Raw genomic sequence first — 18,353 nt, 5'->3', positions numbered from 1 at the left:
TGTGTATATGTTTTTTTTGTTGCCAGAATAGAAATGAAATATACGACATTGTATTAAAACAAAAAAACGCTTGATAATCCTCAGCGGCTTTATAGTGGGTTCTATTAGCGCAGCTCTCAACAATTGCCTTCATAATCGCATACTTGGCTGAGATAAGTGGATGTTGAGGCAAACTAGTTTTTCTTCCAAATTTTTTCCGTCCCAAGCTGAGTATATTTTAAAGCAATACCTGAGAATTTGATGGTCTCTTTTTCTCCAAGCGCTAAAAACGAATTTGGCGACATACTAATATTAAATAATTGAAAAGCTCTCTCTTGCAATGCCTTATCGAAATATATTAATACATTTCGACAAACAATTAAATCGAAATGTTTAATGTATCCCTCGTTGGCAAGGCTATGAGAACTAAACGTCATTCGTGAACTAAACGTGTTATTAAATTTCTCTCCTAAAGGGGTGGTGGTGTAATAGGAATTAAAATTATTCTCTCCACCTGAGAGTGAGTAATTTTTCGAATAAAGCTGCATAAGACTCACCGGAAATATTCCAGCTCTTGCTTTGGTAAGCACATGAGGATTAATGTCAGTTGCGTAAATTTCAGATTTTTCGAGTAAGCCTGCCTCATGTAAAAGAATAGCAACTGAGTATACTTCTTCACCCGTTGAACAACCCGCATGCCATACTTTGATAAAAGGGCGCTTCGCTAATTTAGGAATAACTTCTTTTCTCAACTCTTTAAAAAAGTTTACATCGCGAAACATTTCTGTAACGTTTACAGTAATGCGATCTATAAAATGATCAATGTAACTTTTATCAGTTCTTAATCTGTTTCTAAATTCAGAAAACGATTGAAATTTTTCGAGTTTAAATAAGCGGTTGATTCTTCTCTTAAAAGAATCTCTTGAGTAATAATTGAAATCGTAATAATAAAGTTCAAGTAAATCTTTTAGTATGATATTAATCTCTTCGTCGTTGAGCATTTGGGAATTTTATGGTATAAACTTCAACAAATTTTTATGAACGAAAGGTTTTTTTAAGTCGGGAATTTTTCTAAAGAAGGTTAATAAATCTAAATTTTAGTTGAATTGATCCTGTTAATCTCTTTGAATATCAATGAAGTGGATACTTAGATAAAAAAAGACGAAATATGATTAATTACAATTAATTAATACATTCATGTGAATAAAACAACGTATTCTGTCTAAATTTGTATTAAGATTCGGCCATATATCAATGATTTTTTATTTGGCATAGAATTTGTTCCTTAAATACAGTTACTATAATTGATCCTCGCGCTTAATAAATATATTGACTGCATTGGGGGAAAGAATAAAACCATACGCCGACAGTTACGCATGAGCAACACTGGGATACGGTAGTCAGAACTGATCCATTAAGATCAAGGCAAAAAGCCACAGTAATTTTTACTGTGGCTTTTTGTTGTAAGTGCTTCGTATTCTAAGAATGATTCTCTTTAAAATAAGCACAATGTTTGCTCATCACACACTCGTGGTGATGTGGATGTGTTGGTCTACACGTTTCTCTTCCTAAAAAAGAAATAGCCATTCCAATCTCTCCCCAATCTTTTTCGGGAATAACTTCCATAATTTGTTTTTCAATTTTTTTGGGATCTGTGCCACTTGCTATTCCTAAGCGAGGGGCAACGCGCACCACATGCAAATCTACAATAACACCTTCGGCTTTTACACCAGCACCGCGCATAATCACATTTGCTGATTTTCTACCAATGCCGGGAAGCGCTGTTAATCCTTCCATGCTAAGTGGAATGTTTTTATCTATCTTTACTGTTTTTGCCAATTCCATTAACCACTTTGTTTTATTACCGAAGTTGCGCACCTTGCTTATCAACTTAAATAAAGAACCTTCATCTGCCGTAGCCAGACTTTTCATGTCAGGATATTCTTTAAAAAAGATCGGAGCTATACTATTTATGTGTTTGTCTGAGTCTTGTGCAGATAACACAACCATAACAACGAGTTGATAAAGGTTTTTATATTCTAAAGGATGCGCTTTGCCCTTGTATTTTTTCAAGAGCTCCTTTGTTGCGGTTACCCAATCAGTCTTTGACATAATTTATTTTTAGAATAAATGTAAATAAAATTCTGTTAGAATAATAAAGGAAACTACCTTGAAAATAATCGAGTATATTTATGCTCATAGAAAAAAGTATGAAAAAATTTTTAAGCGTTCTGGTCTTTATTTTAAGTTTTGTTGCATGCAAAAAAGAGAAAACGGTTGATCAAGTAGCGGTGGACGAAGAAATAATTACCAAATATATTTCCAACAATAAACTTAATGCAACAGCCACTGGGTCTGGACTTTATTACGTTATTCAAACACAAGGTAGTGGTGTTCAACCTACAGTGAACTCAACTGTAAAAGTTAATTATAAGGGCTATTTAACTGATGGAAGTGTTTTTGACTATAGTAAATCAGGTGGATATTCTACGCTATTAACTCAAGTGATTCAGGGCTGGCAAGAAGGCATCCCTTATTTTAAAAAAGGTGGAAAAGGTATTTTGTTAATACCTTCTAGGCTTGGTTATGGCGCGCAGGGCGCAGGAACCATTCCTCCTAATTCAGTTTTAATCTTTGATATTGAATTGTTAGACGTAAACTAATTAAATGGATTCCCCGTTTATGTCCGTAGTAAGCACCTCGCTCATGTAATCTAGGAATGGACGCATCTGACGAAATGTTTCGTTAACTTTTTTAAGAAAGTCCGCTGACATAATTTCTTTATCATTAAAAGATTTAATTAAGAGAAATTGTTTGTAACGCAAGAGATCTATGGCTTCATCGTCAGCATTAAAGCCTTTTGGCGAAGTTTTAATTTGTTCTCCTTTTAAAGTACCAAAGGTGCTTACAAAAGATTTACTTTTTAAAATTTTTCGAAATGGTTTCGCGTCGTAGGCAAATTCATCGCGAATACGTTTAAGGTCGTTTGCTTCAGGCCCCCAAAAACCACCCGCCAAAAAAGAATTACCCGGAGATAAATGAAAATAGTAAGAACCTCTTCTGTATTTAGAGGCTCTTTTAAAACCGCCACCCCAGTGACTATTATACGGAGTTTTATCTTTTGAAAAACGAATATCCCTGTAAATCCGGTGAAGGCTTTTTTTGCCGCTCACTGTTTCTATCACGTCGTGTTTATTCATTTCGCGTAATAAAGCTTCAGCAAAATTTTCAACAGTTTCAAGTTCGATGAGGTAACGTTCTTTGTGAGCATTGAACCAGTCGCGGTTATTATTTTTCTTAAGGAGTTTTAAAAACTCAAAGGATGAAGGGAGTATAAATTGTTTTTGCATTTTCATAAAAGTAAAACAAACCTAGTTCAGATCATACTTGTTCATAAGCGTCTTAACCATATTTGTATACGTTCTTTTTGCGAGAAGAAATTTTTGATCTTCTATTGCTGAACATGAAATTTTTACTTGTGCGTAGATGTATTCGTAAACAGTATTCTTTTTTTTATCAGAATTAATCCGTTCAACGATTTCTGGCGAAACTCTATAATAATCCTGAATAAGTTTTTTTCCTTCTGTAGTTGAGGCAAGATAAGTATCACGGTAATTTCTTAATGTATTTAACTCATACCCATTATCCGAAAGAGAATAATAGTCCACGCAAGCGGTGGTCAGAAAACACATGAGTGTTTCAGGTTTTCTACGAGTTGTTTTACTTTTTGTTTTTTTAGCCGATTGTTTTTTCGCAGTAACTTTCTTAGCTGCGGAACTTGCCTTAGCTAGAGGCTTTTTGGCTACTTTTGTTTTAAGTTTATTTGTTTGTTTTTTAATTCCCGGTTTCTTTTTGGGAACGGTTTTTTTAGCTGGTGTATTTTTCCTTTTTGCCATGAGCTGATGTGTTATTTAAGTAATTTTAAGTATAGGTGTTTTTAAAGAACTAATAATAGTACAGAAATGGAATGATTTTCTTGGTCTAATGAAGGCGACCGTTTGTTGGTACAAAATACAAAAATACCTTAACAGATACTATAATTAATAGTAAGAAGAGTTTTTAAAGGAGTAAAAGCAACGATTTAAGAAATACCTCTGGACTTTTTAATTGCCTCGTAAGCTTCTTGAATTTTCTGAAATTTTTCTTTCGCACCTTTTTGATATTCTTCACCCATGTGAATTACTTTATCTGGATGATAACGAATAGCCATTTGACGGTAAGCTTTTTTAATTTCGTCTTCTGTTGCATTCGGTTCAATTCCCAATACGTGATAGTCTGAGTTCACATCACGGTAAAACATGTTTTTTACACTTTCAAAGTCTGTGTTTGGAATTTCAAGTAGATTGGCGATACGTTTTATTACATTGATTTCCTGATCTGCCACGTGTCCATCGGCTTTAGCAATGCCAAATAGATAATGAAGTAACTGTATACGCACTTCTTCTTTAGTACGGAGGGCAATGTCACGACAAATTTGATCCAGTGGAATTTGAGGAGCATCCAAAAAGCGTTTAAGAATCTGTAAATGCTGCTGAGTGTATTGTGGTCCAAATTGTTGTGCAAAGAAAGTTTTTATGTATTCTAATTCTACTTTTAGCGGTCTGCCATCTGCCTTCATTACAGCTGCCGAAAGTGCAATAAGCATGGTTGCAAAGTCTTCGTGTGTGCGTGAGGCTTGCGTGCGGTAATAATCAAACATATCTTCAGGTCTTCCGCCAGAATCGATTCGACCCTTGATAACGGTGAAATTGTCAATGAGTGATCCGATGACGAAACCAACTATAGCAGCACTAAAGCTTCTTAAAAACAACAAGCCTATGGCGGCTCCAATAAATTTAAACAAGCGAAATAAGTTTTATAAATTAAGCCGTAAATATACAGTTTTAGGCAATTTTGAAGACTTATATTAATGCTAATTTTTCTAATGGACGCAGTTGAGACTAATTCGGGAATGCGATGAATATTTCATAAAATGCTGCTTTTTTTGTCGTTACGAGTCAAGCTAAATTCTAGATTTGGTTTATGAAAACTTTTTAACTTTTTTATTTAAAGTCATTGCTTAAATTCGTTCCTTCAACAGAGTTTAATATATTCGCAATAATCCGAACTCCAGCAATGAGAATGTCTGGCATTCGTAACTACTAGCATGAAGAAATACCTTGGTTTAATCGCACTTACAGTAGGTTTTGTATATAATAGTCAGGGGCAGTCAGCCGCCTGGTCTTTGAAACTTAGCAGTAATGTAGAATTAAGAACCCTTAAGTTAACTAGCAAAGCCGACCGGGAAGAAAAGGGGTTAAGTGGCGCTAACATTGCCTTGTACCAAGGAGATAAATTGGTAAAAACAATACGAAGTTCGGGTAGTGGCGATTTTACAATTGAAGTGCCTGCAAATGGAGATTTTATGTTAGTTGTATCGTATGGAGATTGTAATGCGAAAAAGTTTTCAGTAAATACAATGGGAGTTCCACCCGACATTGGTTCTATTAATTTTTCACCGAGTTTTGGTATTGGAGGCTTTTTAATGGCGAGGCCATTGCCTGGAATTGATTACGGTATTTTAGGGCAACCACTAGTAAAGGTAAAATGGATTGCCGATAGAAAAAAATTCGATCATGATGAGGGATATACAGATAAAATTTTAGATGGTTTAGGAAGAGTAGCTGAAAACGAGAATGCGTTAATTGAAAAATTTATTGATGCCGCAAAGGCTGGTGACGATGCATTAAAAAAGAATGATTGCCCCTTAGCGAAAACAAATTACGAAAAAGCCCTCAGTTTAATTTCTGGTGAAAAATATCCAACAGATCAGTTAGTAAAAGTAGGGCTGTGCCTTAAAGGTAAAGATGATGAGGCAAAAAAAATAGCGGATGCGGCAGCAGCGAAGGCAGCAGCAGAAAAAGCAGCAGCAGACAAATTTGCAGCAGATAACGCCGCGAAGGAAAAGGCCGCAAAGAATAAGGAAGCAGCAGATAAATTGGCAAAGGAAAAGGCGGAGGCCGATAAAATTGCAGCAGAAAAGGCAGCAAAAGAAAAAGCCGAAAAGGATAAATTAGAAGCAGACAGAGTTGCAAAAGAGAAAGCAGCAGCGGACAAGGCAGCAGCTGAAAAAGCTGAAACTAATAAGGTAGCCGCTGACAAAGCTGCAAAGGAAAAGGCCGAAAAAGATAAAATAGAAGCAGATCGAATAGCAAAAGAAAAAGCAGCGGCAGATAAAGCAGCAGCTGATAAGGTTGCTGCTGATAAAGCAACAAAAGAAAAAGTCGAAGCAGATCGAGTAGCAAAGGAAAAGGCTGCGGCGGATAAACTAGCAGCAGAGAAAGCTTCTACTGATAAATTAATTGCCGATAAAGCTGCCAAAGAAAAGGCTGAGTTAGATCGAATAGCTAAGGAGAAGGCAAATGCTGATAAAGCCGCCGCTGATAAATTGGCTACAGATAAAGCCGCAAAAGATAAAGCAGAAGCAGATAGAATAGCTAAAGAAAAGGCAGATGCGGCAAAGATAGCATCAGATAAAGCCTCGACTGATAAGGCAGCAAAGGAAACTGCCGATAAAGCCGCAAAAGATAAAGCTGATGCGGATCGTATTGCTAAGGATAAAGCGGCTAAAGAGAAAACTGAGGCAGACAGAGTAGCAAAAGAAAAAGCCGCATCCGATAAGGCTGCAGCTGAAAAAGCAGAAGCAGATCGTGTCGCGAAAGAAAAACCAGTAGAAAAAGAAACTCCGAAAGAAAAACCAGCTGAGACAAAGGCAGAACCTGAATCAACAACAAAAAGCTCAGCACCTGAAAATAAGGATAAGAATGTGATTGTTCCAAAACAATCAGACGACTCGAAAGAAAAATCAGGAAAACAAAAAAAGGGGAATTCTAAGCATAGCATTTATAGAAAATTATAATAATCTCATTCCCCGCTACTTAAATTTCTAATTGTAAAATGGACTCAAATAAAACATTACCGACTTTAAGTCAGCCAGAGTTAAGAGTATTAGGAGCTCTTATAGAAAAAAGTAAAACAACGCCAGATTATTATCCTATGACATTAAACGCGCTTACAGCTGCGTGCAATCAAAAAACCTCAAGGCATCCCGTAACAAATTATGAAGAGGAAGTTGTAGTGCTGGCACTTAATAGTTTAAAAGCACAAAGTTTAATTGCCACTGCTGTTGGCGGTGGTAGTCGCGTTATAAAGTACAAACATAATTTCGTTACAGCATACGAAATTGAGCCAGAGCAGCTGGCGGTATTGTGTTTATTGATGTTACGCGGACCACAAACCCCCGGTGAGATTAACACAAACTCGGCACGTTTATATGAGTTTCGATCTTTAGACGAAGTGCATTCAACGCTGAATAAATTAGCGAGTGCGGAGCCACCATACTTGAAGGAACTTGCAAAGAGGCCAGGACAAAAGGAAGCGCGATACACTCATCTTTTGGGTGACGAAATTATTGAAGATACGAATTATGAAAATGATTTACCACAGGAACCTGCGCGTAAACATGTAAGTGAATTGGAAAACCGAGTAGCTACTCTTGAACAGCAATTAGCTGAGGTAAAAGAAATTCTAAATAAAATAACGCAAGAGTTATTCTGAAATTTATTTCTAAAATGCTATTTAGTTTTTTGTCATTACAAAAGTAGTAATCATGAGATAATCCATGGGCGAAGTAGTGCTCATACCTTTGAGCTCAAACCCTTGATTTTGCCATAACTGCAATTCGATTCGTGTCTTTATAAGATTATCATTGAGAATCAATTCAGCCCCTCTTAAGTAACTCGTTCTTTCAAGCATTTTGGTTTCAATGCTATTATCAGGCTTTACAATAATTAATTTTGACTCTGCCTTAATAGAAGCACCTTCATAAACGGTTTCGACGAGTTTTATTAAAACAGTTTCAGGATATTTTTCTTCTTGATCTTGTGCATTTAAATTTAACGTAATGAAAATCAACCCAAAAGTTAAAAAGAGAAATTTATTTTTCATAGTAACTATTTTATAGGTGACATGAAACAAATAATCGTCTAAAAGTCTTGAGGTTCTGAAAACTCATTGCTTAAATCAACAGAATTTTCGGTTACATAATTCGTAAGGTTCCGATGCGCTTTTAAGATTTTGTTAAACTGATTGTACAATTTATCTCTACGAAACAGCAATTCTTCTGGAAGCGCGTCACCTTGTGTAGCTATTACTCTTATTTCGCCAATCACCACTAAAAATTCGCGCTGCAGGTGAAGCGATTCTTCCCGCATTTCTTTTAGCTTTTCTCCAAAGGTCATACGGATAAAAATAAGCTCAAAAAAGTATAAATTTCGTATCGCTTGTTTTAGTTCCTCACAACCCATTGTTGACGTTTTTAATTAATAAATGCTTAATAAATCGGGCAATAGATTTTGATAAATTGGCCTGTAACCGCCGTTAAATCTATTATGAGGAAGTTGTTAACATGATTTTTTTTGTTTGATAAAAAAAGCAGAATGCTTTGGGGGTAGTCACTTTTTTATCCAAACGTTCAAAATTTAACATGATAAACATCACTATTATTACGTTTAATTCCGGTTACTTCAAATCCACCTTCTTGTGGAATAATTTCTTTCAAATCAAACAAAGCACATTCTTTACTAAGACCTTCAAAAATGAGAGTAAAGCCTTTACCATCATTCAAGGTCCATTGCGGCGCAAAAGTTATATTAAATGCTGTAATTAATGCGGCACGTTTTCCAGTGCCTCGTTCAATTAAAAAAGTGCTTGGCCACACACGAAAAGCGTAATCTGAACCCACGCTGCAATGTACTATGGTTTGACGCTCTTCGCTTTGTAATGTTTTTACTTCTGTTACTTCTTCCGTTTCGGTCATTCCCATCAAAATTAAATAATCTTTTTTATGAATCGGGAATTACTAGCTATCAATTTTAAAATTTGGAAATACTATCTTTGACTATGCTGCAACTTAAAAATATTCTGATCGACGGCTCAAAAGAGAAACCAATTTTGTTAGACTGTTTCTACACTAGCACAGAAAAGCCAAAAGCAGTCGTTATTTTCGCGCACGGATTTAAGGGATTTAAAGATTGGGGGCATTTTGATCATATGGCCAATACTTTTACGGAAGGAGGTTTTGTATTTATTAAATTTAATTTTTCGCACAATGGCACTACGCCTGAGGACCCTTTAAATTTTGGAGACTTAGAAGCTTTTGGAAATAACAATTTTACAATTGAACTAGATGATTGTAAAAATGTGATTGATTGGACTCTAAGTTTTGACGGATTAAAAAAAGAAATTGATCCTGAAAGAGTATACTTGTTAGGACATAGTCGCGGTGGCGGCATAGTAATTTTAAAAGCAGGGGAAGATAAAAGAGTAAAAAAAATTGCAACCTGGGCAGCGGTAAGTGATTTAGTAAACAGAAATAAACTTCGCACTATTGAAACCTGGAAAAAGGATGGCGTGGTGTTTGCAAAGAATGCACGAACAAAACAAGATATGCCTTTGTATTACCAATTTTATGAAAATCAACAAGCTAATAAAGAACGCCTCAATATTAATCATGCCGTAAAGCGTTTGGAAATTCCCTTTTTAATTGTTCATGGAACAAATGATCAGGCTGTGAAATTTAAAGATGCTGAAGATTTGTACCGTAGCGCGAAACATGCGCAACTTTTGGTAATTGAAAATGGCGATCACACCTTTGGCGTGAAACATCCGTTTAACGGCACCTTACCCGAACACGCGAAAGAAGTATTTGATAAAACGATAGATTTTTTTAAGAAATAGTGAGTTTTGAAATGATGTTTTGCAAAAAATAACTTTAGTTCAATTTTATATTTTTGATCTTTGCTTTATGAATTGGAATGAACTAAGCACTTTAAATCAATTGGAACAAATTGATGAATTATCTAAAACCAAACCGGTTTTAATACTAAAGCATAGCACAACTTGCAGCATTAGCAGAGCTTCACTTGGCAGAATTGAAAGAACTTGGAGCGATGAGAATACTATGGCGATTACACCTTATTACTTAGATCTTCTTGCATATAGAAATATATCCAACAAAATAGCCCAACGCTATGGTGTGACTCATGAATCTCCGCAGATACTCTTAATAAAAAATGGTAAAAGTGTTTATTCCGAAAGTCACATGGCGATAAATGTTGCGGAGATTTTAGAACAGGTATCCAAATAGAGCCCTAAAATTTTTACAACTCAAGCACCCAATTCGACAGTTCATAGGTTTTTACTGTTAACACAAGAATCGTCATTGTAGTTTTGATCCATCAAATCAAAAGCTATGAAAAACATTTTTATTTTAACACTAATTTTAAGCACAACGTTTTTAATCAGTGTAAAAGCACAAAACACTTCGCCAACCCAAAACATTCGTGGAGTTATTATCGACAAACAATCACAAATGCAAATTCCAGGAGCAAATGTTGTTCTGATGGGAAGTGATCCAATTAAAGGGTCTGTTAGTAACGCCGATGGTCGTTTTAAAATTACCGAAGTAAAAGCCGGACGCTACGACCTTAAAATTTCTTACCTAGGCTATAAAGAAATTGTTTTGCCAAATATTGATGTAAGCGCTGGTAAAGAGGTAGTATTGGAAATTGGAATGGAAGAAAATATTTCATCTTTAGAAGAAGTGGTTGTGTCTGGTTCCAAAAAAAATGAAACACAAAACGAAATGGTTTCCGTTAGTGGAAGATCATTTTCAATGGAAGAGGTGAACCGTTATGCAGGTGGAAGATCTGACCCATCAAGACTTGCTGCAAATTTTGCAGGAGTGAGTTCGCCTGACGATTCGCGTAACGACATTGTTATTCGTGGAAATTCGCCCACTGGCGTTTTATGGCGTATTGAAGGACTTAACATACCAAATCCAAATCACTTTTCTACTGTAGGAACAACGGGTGGACCGGTGAGCGCAATTAACACCAATGTGATAAAAAATTCAGATTTTTTTACTTCAGCTTTTCCAGCAGAATATGGTAATGCCAACGCAGGCGTGTTTGATCTTGGATTTAGAACAGGTAATTCTGAAAAACGCGAACATACCATACAACTTGGCGCGCTTACTGGTTTAGAAGCCATGACAGAAGGCCCTATAAACAAAGAAAAAGGTTCTTCATATTTGTTAGCATACCGTTATTCATTTACAGGTCTTGCTCAACAAATGGGTATTCCCATTGGAACCGCAGCAACACCTTTTTATCAAGATCTTTCATTTAAAATTAACGGCGGACAAACTAAATTCGGAAAATTTACACTATTTGGTTTAGGAGCAAAAAGTAAAATAGAGTTTCTTCATGATAAAATTGATAGCACCGACCTTTTTGCAAATTCGGTGAAAGATTCCTATTTCTCAAGTGATATTGGTCTAGTAGGATTAAAACATTTTATCAAAGTAAACGATAAATCTTATGTAAATACTGTAATAGGCGCCACCTACAACGGGAGTAACTATTTAGAAGACAATATTGCCACCGATGTAAAACCGCTCGAAAGATACATTGAAAATAAAAGCAATCAGATTCATTATTCTATTAACACCTCTTTTAATTCAAAAATAAATTCGCGTTTATTTATTAAAGCTGGAATTATTTCAGAAGTTATTGCTCTGAATTTAGATGCACGTCAAAAAGATTCAAATAATGTTTGGAGGCAATATTGGGATTTTAAAGACAACACTTCTTTGCATCAAATTTACGCACAAGCAAAATATCGTTTTAGCGACAGACTCACTCTAAATGCCGGACTTCATACCCAACTACTTGCTTTAAACAATTCAACTTCTATTGAACCTAGGATTGGATTAAAATATCAAGTGTCAGAAAAACATACGTTCAGTATGGGTTATGGTATGCATAGTCAAATGCAACCTACTGATGTTTATTTTTATAGAGCGCGTTTAGCCGATGGAACGTATTTACAAACAAATAAAGATCTTGATTTTACCCGCAGTCAGCATTTTGTTCTAGGTTATGATGTTTTACCTGTTAAAGATTGGAGAATAAAAGCAGAAATTTATTATCAAATGCTCTCAAATGTTCCTGCGTCTGAAACTCCGGGAAGTTTTTCGATGTTGAATGCAGGCGCAAGTTTTTTGCCTAACGACCAAAGCTATTTAAAAAATAGTGGAACTGGAACAAATTACGGTGCAGAGCTTACAATTGAAAAATTTTTCACCAAAGGTTATTATGCACTTATTACTGCAACCATTTACGAATCTAAATACAAAGGCAGCGATGGCATTGAGCGAAATACGGCTTTTAACGGAAAATACGTTTACAATGTTTTAGCTGGAAAAGAATTTAAATTGGGGAAAGAAAAAAGAAATATAATTTCAATTGGCATAAAAATGACGCAAGCGGGGGGAAGATATTATACGCCTGTAGATCTTGCTGCGTCGCAGATTTCGCAAAGTCAAGTGTTACAAGGAGACGACTACGCATTCACTCAAAGAAATTCTGACTTTTTTAGATTCGATGTTAAAATTGGATTTACTCTAAACTCAAAACGTTCAAAGCTTTCACAATCATTATTCTTCGATATTCAAAACGTTACAAACAATAAGAATGTGTTTGCTCAAAGGTATAATCCTGTTACAAATTCAGTAAATACGGCTTATCAAATTGGTTTCTTCCCGAATTTTGGATATAAAATTCAGTTTTAATTGTCGAGTTCGGAGATTGTCGTTGTAAAATAATTCAGTAAGTTGAAAAAGATACTGGTCATAAATGGGCATCCAACAAAAAGTAGTTTTTGTGATTCATTAAGCAAGGCGTATACTTCAGCAGCGTCTTCAAAAGGAAATCAATTGGTTTTACTCAATCTGTATGAGTTAAACTTCTCTATTAATTTTATAAACGGTTATTCCAAAAAGGAAGAACCAGAAAATGATATTTTGTTTGCACAAGAAAAAATTAAGTGGGCAGATCATATTGTAATTCTACATCCCGTTTGGTGGGGATCAGTCCCTGCACTATTAAAAGGTTTTTTTGATGCAACTCTTTTGCCAGGTTTTGCTTTTAAATATAAGCAGAAAGGGATTTTATGGGATAAACTTTTAAGCGGGCGAACCGGGCATATCATCTATACAAGCGACACGCCGATTTGGATTTATAAATATTTTTATAAAGCTCCGTCTTTGGCGCAAGTGAAAGATCGTACTCTAGGATTTTGCGGAATTAAAAACGTAAAAGTTACAGGTATAGGACCGGTTAAGAATTCAACCCAAGGGTTCAGAGAAAAGTGGATTGAAAAAATTGAGGAACTCGGAAGACAAGTTGCTTAATTCCTAGAACATAATTTATTACATTTATCACATGCGCAGAAAAGCATCACGGTTTATATACATGATAGTAGTCGGCATTGCGATTTCCTTTTTATTAGAGGCCGTGGCAGTGGAAAAGGGAGGGAATCGGTTTTTCGGATTTCTAACTTCTATTATTATTACAATTTTTGTATGGGAAGGAAATTTAACAATTGATGATTGGCTTAATAAGAAATTTCCTTGGCAAAACATGCCTGGAAGACGTATTTTAATTCAGTTACTTTTGTGTTTAATTTTTAGTTCTGTAACTATTTATTTTTCAATGCTTCTTTTCAATAAGTATGTGTGCGAGTTTCCTGTGGAAGCGAAAGATAAATTTGTGATTGTTGCAGTTATCATAGGCATTCTCGTTTCTATTATTTTATTATCAATCGAAATTGGTTCGCAGTTTTTTAGGAACTGGAAACGTTCGCTTGTAGAAGTTGAAAAATACAAAACAGAGAGTCTCCAGGCTCAATTACAAAATTTAAAAGATCAAATTAATCCGCATTTTATGTTTAATAATTTATCGGTGCTTTCTTCTCTTGTTTATAAAGATCAAGACAAAGCAGTTGATTTTATTAATCAGCTTTCTAAGGTGTACCGCTATGTACTCGATAGCAGGAACAATGAATTGGTGAGTTTAAAGGAAGAGCTTGTGTTTATAGAGTCTTATCTCTATCTTTTAAAAATTAGATTTCATAATAGTTTAATCATACAAATGAATATTCAAGAGGAATTTAAGAATTTAGTGTTACCTCCAATGGCATTACAGACGTTAGTTGAAAATGCCATAAAACATAACGAAGTGTCGGAAGAATTTCCATTGACCCTTAGTATTGAAATCGAACGCAATAAAATTGTTGTCCGCAATAATTTGCAATTACGCACATCTCCTGAAGCAAGCTGTAAAACAGGATTAAAGAACATCAAGGAACGTTATAACTATTTTACCAAAGAACAGGTTGAAATCGAAGAGACTAAAAGTGTGTTTTTGGTAAGATTACCATTGTTAGAAATACGATGAAAGCTATTATTATAGAGGACGAAAAACTTTCGGCTGAACATTTAAGTAATTTATTGCGTAAAATTGATCCGAGTATCGAGATTGTTGCTAATTACGATACAGTAAAAAAAAGCATCGATAGTTTTAAAAAAGGAGTAAACGCTGATTTACTTTTTGTTGATGTGCATTTGGCGGACGGAATAAGTTTTGATATTTTTTCTAAAGTCGCGGTTGAAACTCCAATAATATTTACCACCGCTTACGATGAATATGCTATCAAAGCTTTTAAGACGAATAGCATCGATTATCTTTTAAAACCAATAGGACTGGCAGATTTAAAAAGCGCGCTCGAAAAATATAAAAAGTTTGTTTCCCTAGGGCAGTCAGTTATCCTAGAGAATATTAGTAATGCCTACCAAAATCTAAATAAGCAATTTAAAAGCCGATTTATGGTTAAAATGGGAGACACAATTTCAACTGTAAAGAGCGAAGATATTTCGTATTTTATTTCCGAAGATGGGGTTGTTTTATTGATAAAAGAAAATAAACGTTACGTGATTGACTATACTTTAGATAATCTGGAGACCTTAATTTCACCGGATATTTTTTTTAGAATTAATAGAAAAGTATTATTAAATATTAGTAGCATTAAAAAAGTAAGCCCTTATTTTAATAGCCGATTAAAATTAAATATCGATTCTTTAAATGAAGAAGATGGAGTGGTTAGTCGTGAAAGAGTCAACGATTTTAAAGCCTGGTTAGATAAATAAATAGCTTTTGAGACTGTTTTATTATCATTTTGATGAATGCCCGTTTTTTATCGCTAAACAGTATAATTGAGCCGTCACAAAGTTGCATCAAATCTTACATTAGTAAGCTCTTTCACGAATGTTAACTTTATTATGACTTTCTAAGTTCTTATCTTTGTAGTAGAAACTTAAAAATTGAAAGGATAATGACATTAGCGGAATTTAACGCACTAGATCTTGATCACCGCTGCGAAGCCATTTGGGAATGGGGATTTTATATTAGCAGAAACAAAACAGATAAAATAAATAAAGTATTGTATTCTTTGAATGGTTTTTTTGCCGAAATGGTATTGCATATAGAAGACAATCAAGTAACTGAAGTAAATGCCTTTGAAAAAGTAGACCAATCAATTCAACCTGGATACTTTATAAAAAATGACAATCCGTTTATTAGGAAATAGTCAAGAATACTAAAATACAAACCAAGGCGACTCCGATACAATTCTTTTTTTGGGTTTAAAGATTGAAAATTGTCGGTTTTTGTGTGTAAACAGAATCTTCAATAGTGTGATTCTAAAATGTCACCACGGAGTTGCTAAGGTTTTATTTTTTTAATTGTAAATTATTTCTCTTCAACTAAATTTTCAAGAACTGCGTCTGCTATGCCATAAGCCACAGATTCACTAGCATTCATAAAGTAATCTCGATCAAAATCTTTTAAAATTTTTTCTACGGGTTGTTTGCAATTTTCAGCTAGAATTTTCGCGCTTAATTCTTTTGTTTTAAGAAGCTCGTTAGCCTGGATTTCGATATCTGCAGAATTACCGCCCGTTCCACCACTTGGTTGATGAATCATTACTCTTCCGTGTTTTAAAACATATCTCCGTCCGTTTGTACCAGCTGATAAAAGAATTGAGGCCATAGAAGCTGCAAAACCACTGCATACTGTAGAAACTGGACTACTGATAGATTTAATAGTGTCGTAAATCGCAAATCCTGATGTTACGTAACCGCCAGGACTATTAATAATGAGTTGAATTTCTTTGCCGGGATCCCTGAGTTCTAAGTAGAGAAGCCTATCAATGACATGTTTAGCTGAAGCATCATCCACTTGTCCCCATAAAAACACTTTACGGTTGTTTAGAATTTTTTCATCAATCAAATCTATTAAACGAGGTGCGCTCATATTTACTTTTTAAAAATGTTTAAAATCTTTTGACTAAATGTTTGGAATTGTTTTTCGCTGAACATTTTTATGTGAACCGCTTCAATTTCAGCCTTTAATTTTTTACGCCCGAAATCACGAACCAAAATTTGTGTTTGTTTTTGAAAAAATAGTTTTCTTTTCAAATCCTCATTAATTAAAACGTTGGCCTCCATTAAAAGTTGTTCTTCAGGAGAAAGTTTATTCAGTAGATATAATTCTATTTGCTGAGTTTCAAACATAAAAATCTTCTTTAGTCAATGATCTTTCTTTAACGGCATCTCTTATTTTCTCGATGCATTTATATTTTTGGGTTGTTGCAGAGCGTTCACCTGAAAAACCAAAGCGTTCCGCAATATCTTTCATACTAAGTTTATCGTAATAAAAGCATTGAAGTAATTCGAGACATTTTTTTCCTGAACGTTCTACAAAACGAAGTATGTTTTCTGAAATTTTCGGTTCGTCTTCTTCGAGAGAAAGTTCTGGCAGAATGTTTAATGATCTTAGTGGCTTATCTTCGCGGTATTTCTTGTACCATAAATGTTTGGCTATACCCGTAATGTAATTAGATTCACTATCCTGCACGGCTCGACCCGGAATAATTCTTTTCTCATAATAAATAACGAGTGAATCCTGAAAGATATCTTTGGCTTCTTCAAAGGTGCCCCCCATTTTTTTAATGAATGTGGCAACTTTCTGAAAAGTCGTTTTATAGGCATGCACAAATAACTCTTCGTTTGTTTGAGCAGATTTTTGTTCATTTATCATAGTCATTACCAATATGTGTCTGTTTTTGAAAATATATCACCTTCAAATACAAAATAAAATTAGTAAAATTTGAAATAAGCGCCTTTTGTTTTTTCTAGTTAATGTCTGTACCTTTTTCTAGTTTAGGTATAAAAGCTTGCACGGATGTTTTATTGAGATCATTGGGAGCCAATGGCAAAGCAAGTTTTGCATTCACGAGCGCTGTTTTGTAATCTCCGTTTGCAGAATAACCGCGTGCTAAACCAACGTAAGTGGTGAAATCTTTAGGGTGTTTTTTCGCATTTAACTGAAAAATATCTAAGGCTGCCTTTGCTTTTTTCTCTCCAATTAATTTTCGACCGTACTGGTGAAGTTCAACTAAGGATCCTTTTTCCATTGCTATTTTCATGATAGAATCGGATTTAGTTTTGTGACCTAATTTATCGTGCAAATTAGCATTAGTACTTAAATCTGTGAAATTCTGACTAAATGAAATAGCGGTGTTTGACCATTCGAGGCCTTCTTCCAGATTGGTGTTATTAGTTAAACAAAAGCGAGCCCCCTCATCCATTAGTTCCCAGCGGAATCCATCTTTATCTCTAAAAGCCAAGCGATAGTTTTCTAAACGCGTTTTCACCAGATCAACTTCTATTTTAAAAGCGATCATTAGTTTTTCCCACTCTAACGCAATAGTAGCGCTATTTTCTGTTTGATTGATGAATTCATATTTGAGCCATTCAACACTTTTATCCATAGCGGTCGGTTTTACTTTTACGCGCAAAGCATCTTCATTTTCACTATAAAAATAGCTTCCCCAGGATGTGGAGTTTTTTGAGAAAATAAGTGTGCATTCATTTGTCTCGTAAGCAATAAAAAAACCATATTTTCCAGCCTGTAAATCTTTACCTTCTATTTTTACATCGGTTGAAAATTCAATCGTCGTGTTTTCATTTGCGCCTGCTCTCCATGGCGCTGCTTTGCTAGTGCCAAATCCAAGATTTTCAAATCCTTTGTGTACAACTGGCGTTCCATAGATCTTACCCTCACGTCCTTTAACGCCTGGTCTATCATAATGAATCACAACGTCTGTAATTCCAATTTGCTCGCCAACGAGCGCTTTTTTGTTTCCGCCTGGTGGAATTGATTTATGAAGTTGAGCAGTTAAGGCAAAGCACTGAAAGAAAATTGCTGTAAATAAAGTAATTGTTTTCATGTTGAATAATTTAGGTGAATGAATACGGAGATTCTTCTTTAAAAATAAACAACGATAATAATTATACTATCCCCCTGAACGGGTGATTTGGTTAAATGGTTGAATAAGAGAATAAGCGGTAAACGTTTTTAGCTATTCAATAG

22 protein-coding genes are annotated in these 18,353 nt (G+C 35.0%); 10 read left to right on the top strand and 12 right to left on the bottom strand.

All coding sequences use genetic code 11. From position 1 onward, the window contains the following. Nucleotides 1–173 precede the first annotated feature (173 nt). Nucleotides 174–980: a CheR family methyltransferase gene (locus tag P2086_RS02565; protein ID WP_317898869.1), complete on the bottom strand. Its 807-nt coding sequence runs from the start codon at nucleotides 978–980 to the stop codon at nucleotides 174–176. Between the two features lie 478 nt (nucleotides 981–1,458). Beyond that, a complete protein-coding gene (locus P2086_RS02560; protein WP_317898868.1) occupies nucleotides 1,459–2,091 on the bottom strand; it encodes an endonuclease III domain-containing protein in 633 nt (210 codons plus the stop codon). Between the two features lie 98 nt (nucleotides 2,092–2,189). On the opposite strand from P2086_RS02560, the gene P2086_RS02555 reads away from it, so the two are divergent. Further along, on the top strand, nucleotides 2,190–2,642 hold the full coding sequence (locus P2086_RS02555; RefSeq protein WP_317898867.1) for an FKBP-type peptidyl-prolyl cis-trans isomerase: 453 nt from the start codon (nucleotides 2,190–2,192) through the stop codon (nucleotides 2,640–2,642). Here the strand turns inward: P2086_RS02555 and P2086_RS02550 are convergent, their stop codons facing one another. The 3 genes from P2086_RS02550 to P2086_RS02540 all read right to left on the bottom strand — a co-directional run bounded on the left by P2086_RS02550 (nucleotide 2,643) and on the right by P2086_RS02540 (nucleotide 4,822). After that, a complete protein-coding gene (locus P2086_RS02550; RefSeq protein WP_317898866.1) occupies nucleotides 2,643–3,329 on the bottom strand; it encodes a DUF2461 domain-containing protein in 687 nt (228 codons plus the stop codon). It lies immediately after the preceding gene. 21 nt (nucleotides 3,330–3,350) lie between these two features. Beyond that, on the bottom strand, nucleotides 3,351–3,875 hold the full coding sequence (locus P2086_RS02545; protein WP_317898865.1) for a CFI-box-CTERM domain-containing protein: 525 nt from the start codon (nucleotides 3,873–3,875) through the stop codon (nucleotides 3,351–3,353). Nucleotides 3,876–4,060: 185 nt separating this feature from the next. Beyond that, nucleotides 4,061–4,822, bottom strand: a complete 762-nt coding sequence (locus P2086_RS02540) for a TerB family tellurite resistance protein (protein WP_317898864.1) — start codon at nucleotides 4,820–4,822, stop codon at nucleotides 4,061–4,063. 303 nt (nucleotides 4,823–5,125) lie between these two features. Between P2086_RS02540 and P2086_RS02535 the strand changes: the two genes are divergently transcribed. Then, complete coding sequence (locus tag P2086_RS02535) at nucleotides 5,126–6,877, top strand: hypothetical protein (RefSeq protein ID WP_317898863.1); 1,752 nt, start codon at nucleotides 5,126–5,128, stop codon at nucleotides 6,875–6,877. Nucleotides 6,878–6,915: 38 nt separating this feature from the next. Continuing rightward, complete coding sequence (locus P2086_RS02530) at nucleotides 6,916–7,575, top strand: YceH family protein (protein ID WP_317898862.1); 660 nt, start codon at nucleotides 6,916–6,918, stop codon at nucleotides 7,573–7,575. Nucleotides 7,576–7,596: 21 nt separating this feature from the next. Here the strand turns inward: P2086_RS02530 and P2086_RS02525 are convergent, their stop codons facing one another. The 3 genes from P2086_RS02525 to P2086_RS02515 form a co-directional block, all read right to left on the bottom strand. Next, nucleotides 7,597–7,965, bottom strand: a complete 369-nt coding sequence (locus tag P2086_RS02525; protein WP_317898861.1) for a hypothetical protein — start codon at nucleotides 7,963–7,965, stop codon at nucleotides 7,597–7,599. 38 nt (nucleotides 7,966–8,003) lie between these two features. Beyond that, entirely contained in the window at nucleotides 8,004–8,324 is a 321-nt protein-coding gene (locus tag P2086_RS02520) for a hypothetical protein (protein ID WP_317898860.1), read from the bottom strand. A gap of 167 nt (nucleotides 8,325–8,491) precedes the next feature. Further along, on the bottom strand, nucleotides 8,492–8,836 hold the full coding sequence (locus tag P2086_RS02515) for a hypothetical protein (protein ID WP_317898859.1): 345 nt from the start codon (nucleotides 8,834–8,836) through the stop codon (nucleotides 8,492–8,494). A gap of 83 nt (nucleotides 8,837–8,919) precedes the next feature. Between P2086_RS02515 and P2086_RS02510 the strand changes: the two genes are divergently transcribed. The 7 genes from P2086_RS02510 to P2086_RS02480 all read left to right on the top strand — a co-directional run bounded on the left by P2086_RS02510 (nucleotide 8,920) and on the right by P2086_RS02480 (nucleotide 15,507). After that, complete coding sequence (locus P2086_RS02510) at nucleotides 8,920–9,756, top strand: alpha/beta hydrolase (RefSeq protein ID WP_317898858.1); 837 nt, start codon at nucleotides 8,920–8,922, stop codon at nucleotides 9,754–9,756. Nucleotides 9,757–9,823: 67 nt separating this feature from the next. After that, the gene (ytxJ, locus tag P2086_RS02505) at nucleotides 9,824–10,165 is read left to right on the top strand and encodes a bacillithiol system redox-active protein YtxJ (protein ID WP_317898857.1); all 342 of its coding nucleotides are present in this window, start codon (nucleotides 9,824–9,826) and stop codon (nucleotides 10,163–10,165) included. Between the two features lie 105 nt (nucleotides 10,166–10,270). Beyond that, complete coding sequence (locus P2086_RS02500; protein WP_317898856.1) at nucleotides 10,271–12,652, top strand: TonB-dependent receptor; 2,382 nt, start codon at nucleotides 10,271–10,273, stop codon at nucleotides 12,650–12,652. Between the two features lie 42 nt (nucleotides 12,653–12,694). Beyond that, complete coding sequence (locus P2086_RS02495; protein ID WP_317898855.1) at nucleotides 12,695–13,273, top strand: NAD(P)H-dependent oxidoreductase; 579 nt, start codon at nucleotides 12,695–12,697, stop codon at nucleotides 13,271–13,273. A 31-nt stretch (nucleotides 13,274–13,304) separates the two neighbouring features. Then, nucleotides 13,305–14,318, top strand: a complete 1,014-nt coding sequence (locus P2086_RS02490; RefSeq protein ID WP_317898854.1) for a sensor histidine kinase — start codon at nucleotides 13,305–13,307, stop codon at nucleotides 14,316–14,318. After that, a complete protein-coding gene (locus P2086_RS02485) occupies nucleotides 14,315–15,067 on the top strand; it encodes a LytR/AlgR family response regulator transcription factor (protein ID WP_317898853.1) in 753 nt (250 codons plus the stop codon). Before P2086_RS02490 ends, P2086_RS02485 begins: the two co-directional genes overlap by 4 nt. Before the next feature lie 185 nt (nucleotides 15,068–15,252). Further along, entirely contained in the window at nucleotides 15,253–15,507 is a 255-nt protein-coding gene (locus P2086_RS02480) for a hypothetical protein (RefSeq protein WP_317898852.1), read from the top strand. Nucleotides 15,508–15,668: 161 nt separating this feature from the next. Here P2086_RS02480 and P2086_RS02475 read toward each other — a convergent pair whose 3' ends face one another. The 4 genes from P2086_RS02475 to P2086_RS02460 form a co-directional block, all read right to left on the bottom strand. Then, the gene (locus tag P2086_RS02475) at nucleotides 15,669–16,232 is read right to left on the bottom strand and encodes a ClpP family protease (protein ID WP_317898851.1); all 564 of its coding nucleotides are present in this window, start codon (nucleotides 16,230–16,232) and stop codon (nucleotides 15,669–15,671) included. Nucleotides 16,233–16,234: 2 nt separating this feature from the next. Beyond that, nucleotides 16,235–16,492 (bottom strand): hypothetical protein, encoded by a 258-nt coding sequence (locus P2086_RS02470; RefSeq protein ID WP_317898850.1) that lies wholly within the window; start codon nucleotides 16,490–16,492, stop codon nucleotides 16,235–16,237. Next, nucleotides 16,485–17,018, bottom strand: coding sequence for an RNA polymerase sigma factor (locus P2086_RS02465; RefSeq protein WP_317898849.1), 534 nt, complete (start codon nucleotides 17,016–17,018; stop codon nucleotides 16,485–16,487). Before P2086_RS02465 ends, P2086_RS02470 begins: the two co-directional genes overlap by 8 nt. A 94-nt stretch (nucleotides 17,019–17,112) precedes the next feature. Then, nucleotides 17,113–18,210 carry a DUF2911 domain-containing protein gene (locus P2086_RS02460; protein WP_317898848.1) on the bottom strand — a complete coding sequence of 366 codons (1,098 nt, stop codon included), beginning with the start codon at nucleotides 18,208–18,210 and terminating at the stop codon, nucleotides 17,113–17,115. Nucleotides 18,211–18,353 lie beyond the last annotated feature (143 nt).

This window comes from Aurantibacillus circumpalustris (assembly GCF_029625215.1).
In the GTDB taxonomy this organism is placed as follows: Bacteria; Bacteroidota; Bacteroidia; order B-17B0; family Aurantibacillaceae; genus Aurantibacillus; species Aurantibacillus circumpalustris.
This window is presented reverse-complemented; position numbering and strand designations above follow the sequence as displayed.

What these genes read in the sequence shown, in the direction of transcription:
- P2086_RS02565 (WP_317898869.1), bottom strand. Translation starts at nt 980, where the DNA reads ATGCTCAACGACGAAGAGATTAATATCATACTAAAAGATTTACTTGAA.
- P2086_RS02560 (WP_317898868.1), bottom strand. Translation starts at nt 2,091, where the DNA reads ATGTCAAAGACTGATTGGGTAACCGCAACAAAGGAGCTCTTGAAAAAA.
- P2086_RS02555 (WP_317898867.1), top strand. Translation starts at nt 2,190, where the DNA reads ATGAAAAAATTTTTAAGCGTTCTGGTCTTTATTTTAAGTTTTGTTGCA.
- P2086_RS02550 (WP_317898866.1), bottom strand. Translation starts at nt 3,329, where the DNA reads ATGCAAAAACAATTTATACTCCCTTCATCCTTTGAGTTTTTAAAACTC.
- P2086_RS02545 (WP_317898865.1), bottom strand. Translation starts at nt 3,875, where the DNA reads ATGGCAAAAAGGAAAAATACACCAGCTAAAAAAACCGTTCCCAAAAAG.
- P2086_RS02535 (WP_317898863.1), top strand. Translation starts at nt 5,126, where the DNA reads ATGAAGAAATACCTTGGTTTAATCGCACTTACAGTAGGTTTTGTATAT.
- P2086_RS02530 (WP_317898862.1), top strand. Translation starts at nt 6,916, where the DNA reads ATGGACTCAAATAAAACATTACCGACTTTAAGTCAGCCAGAGTTAAGA.
- P2086_RS02525 (WP_317898861.1), bottom strand. Translation starts at nt 7,965, where the DNA reads ATGAAAAATAAATTTCTCTTTTTAACTTTTGGGTTGATTTTCATTACG.
- P2086_RS02520 (WP_317898860.1), bottom strand. Translation starts at nt 8,324, where the DNA reads ATGGGTTGTGAGGAACTAAAACAAGCGATACGAAATTTATACTTTTTT.
- P2086_RS02515 (WP_317898859.1), bottom strand. Translation starts at nt 8,836, where the DNA reads ATGACCGAAACGGAAGAAGTAACAGAAGTAAAAACATTACAAAGCGAA.
- P2086_RS02510 (WP_317898858.1), top strand. Translation starts at nt 8,920, where the DNA reads ATGCTGCAACTTAAAAATATTCTGATCGACGGCTCAAAAGAGAAACCA.
- ytxJ (WP_317898857.1), top strand. Translation starts at nt 9,824, where the DNA reads ATGAATTGGAATGAACTAAGCACTTTAAATCAATTGGAACAAATTGAT.
- P2086_RS02500 (WP_317898856.1), top strand. Translation starts at nt 10,271, where the DNA reads ATGAAAAACATTTTTATTTTAACACTAATTTTAAGCACAACGTTTTTA.
- P2086_RS02490 (WP_317898854.1), top strand. Translation starts at nt 13,305, where the DNA reads ATGCGCAGAAAAGCATCACGGTTTATATACATGATAGTAGTCGGCATT.
- P2086_RS02485 (WP_317898853.1), top strand. Translation starts at nt 14,315, where the DNA reads ATGAAAGCTATTATTATAGAGGACGAAAAACTTTCGGCTGAACATTTA.
- P2086_RS02480 (WP_317898852.1), top strand. Translation starts at nt 15,253, where the DNA reads ATGACATTAGCGGAATTTAACGCACTAGATCTTGATCACCGCTGCGAA.
- P2086_RS02475 (WP_317898851.1), bottom strand. Translation starts at nt 16,232, where the DNA reads ATGAGCGCACCTCGTTTAATAGATTTGATTGATGAAAAAATTCTAAAC.
- P2086_RS02470 (WP_317898850.1), bottom strand. Translation starts at nt 16,492, where the DNA reads ATGTTTGAAACTCAGCAAATAGAATTATATCTACTGAATAAACTTTCT.
- P2086_RS02465 (WP_317898849.1), bottom strand. Translation starts at nt 17,018, where the DNA reads ATGATAAATGAACAAAAATCTGCTCAAACAAACGAAGAGTTATTTGTG.
- P2086_RS02460 (WP_317898848.1), bottom strand. Translation starts at nt 18,210, where the DNA reads ATGAAAACAATTACTTTATTTACAGCAATTTTCTTTCAGTGCTTTGCC.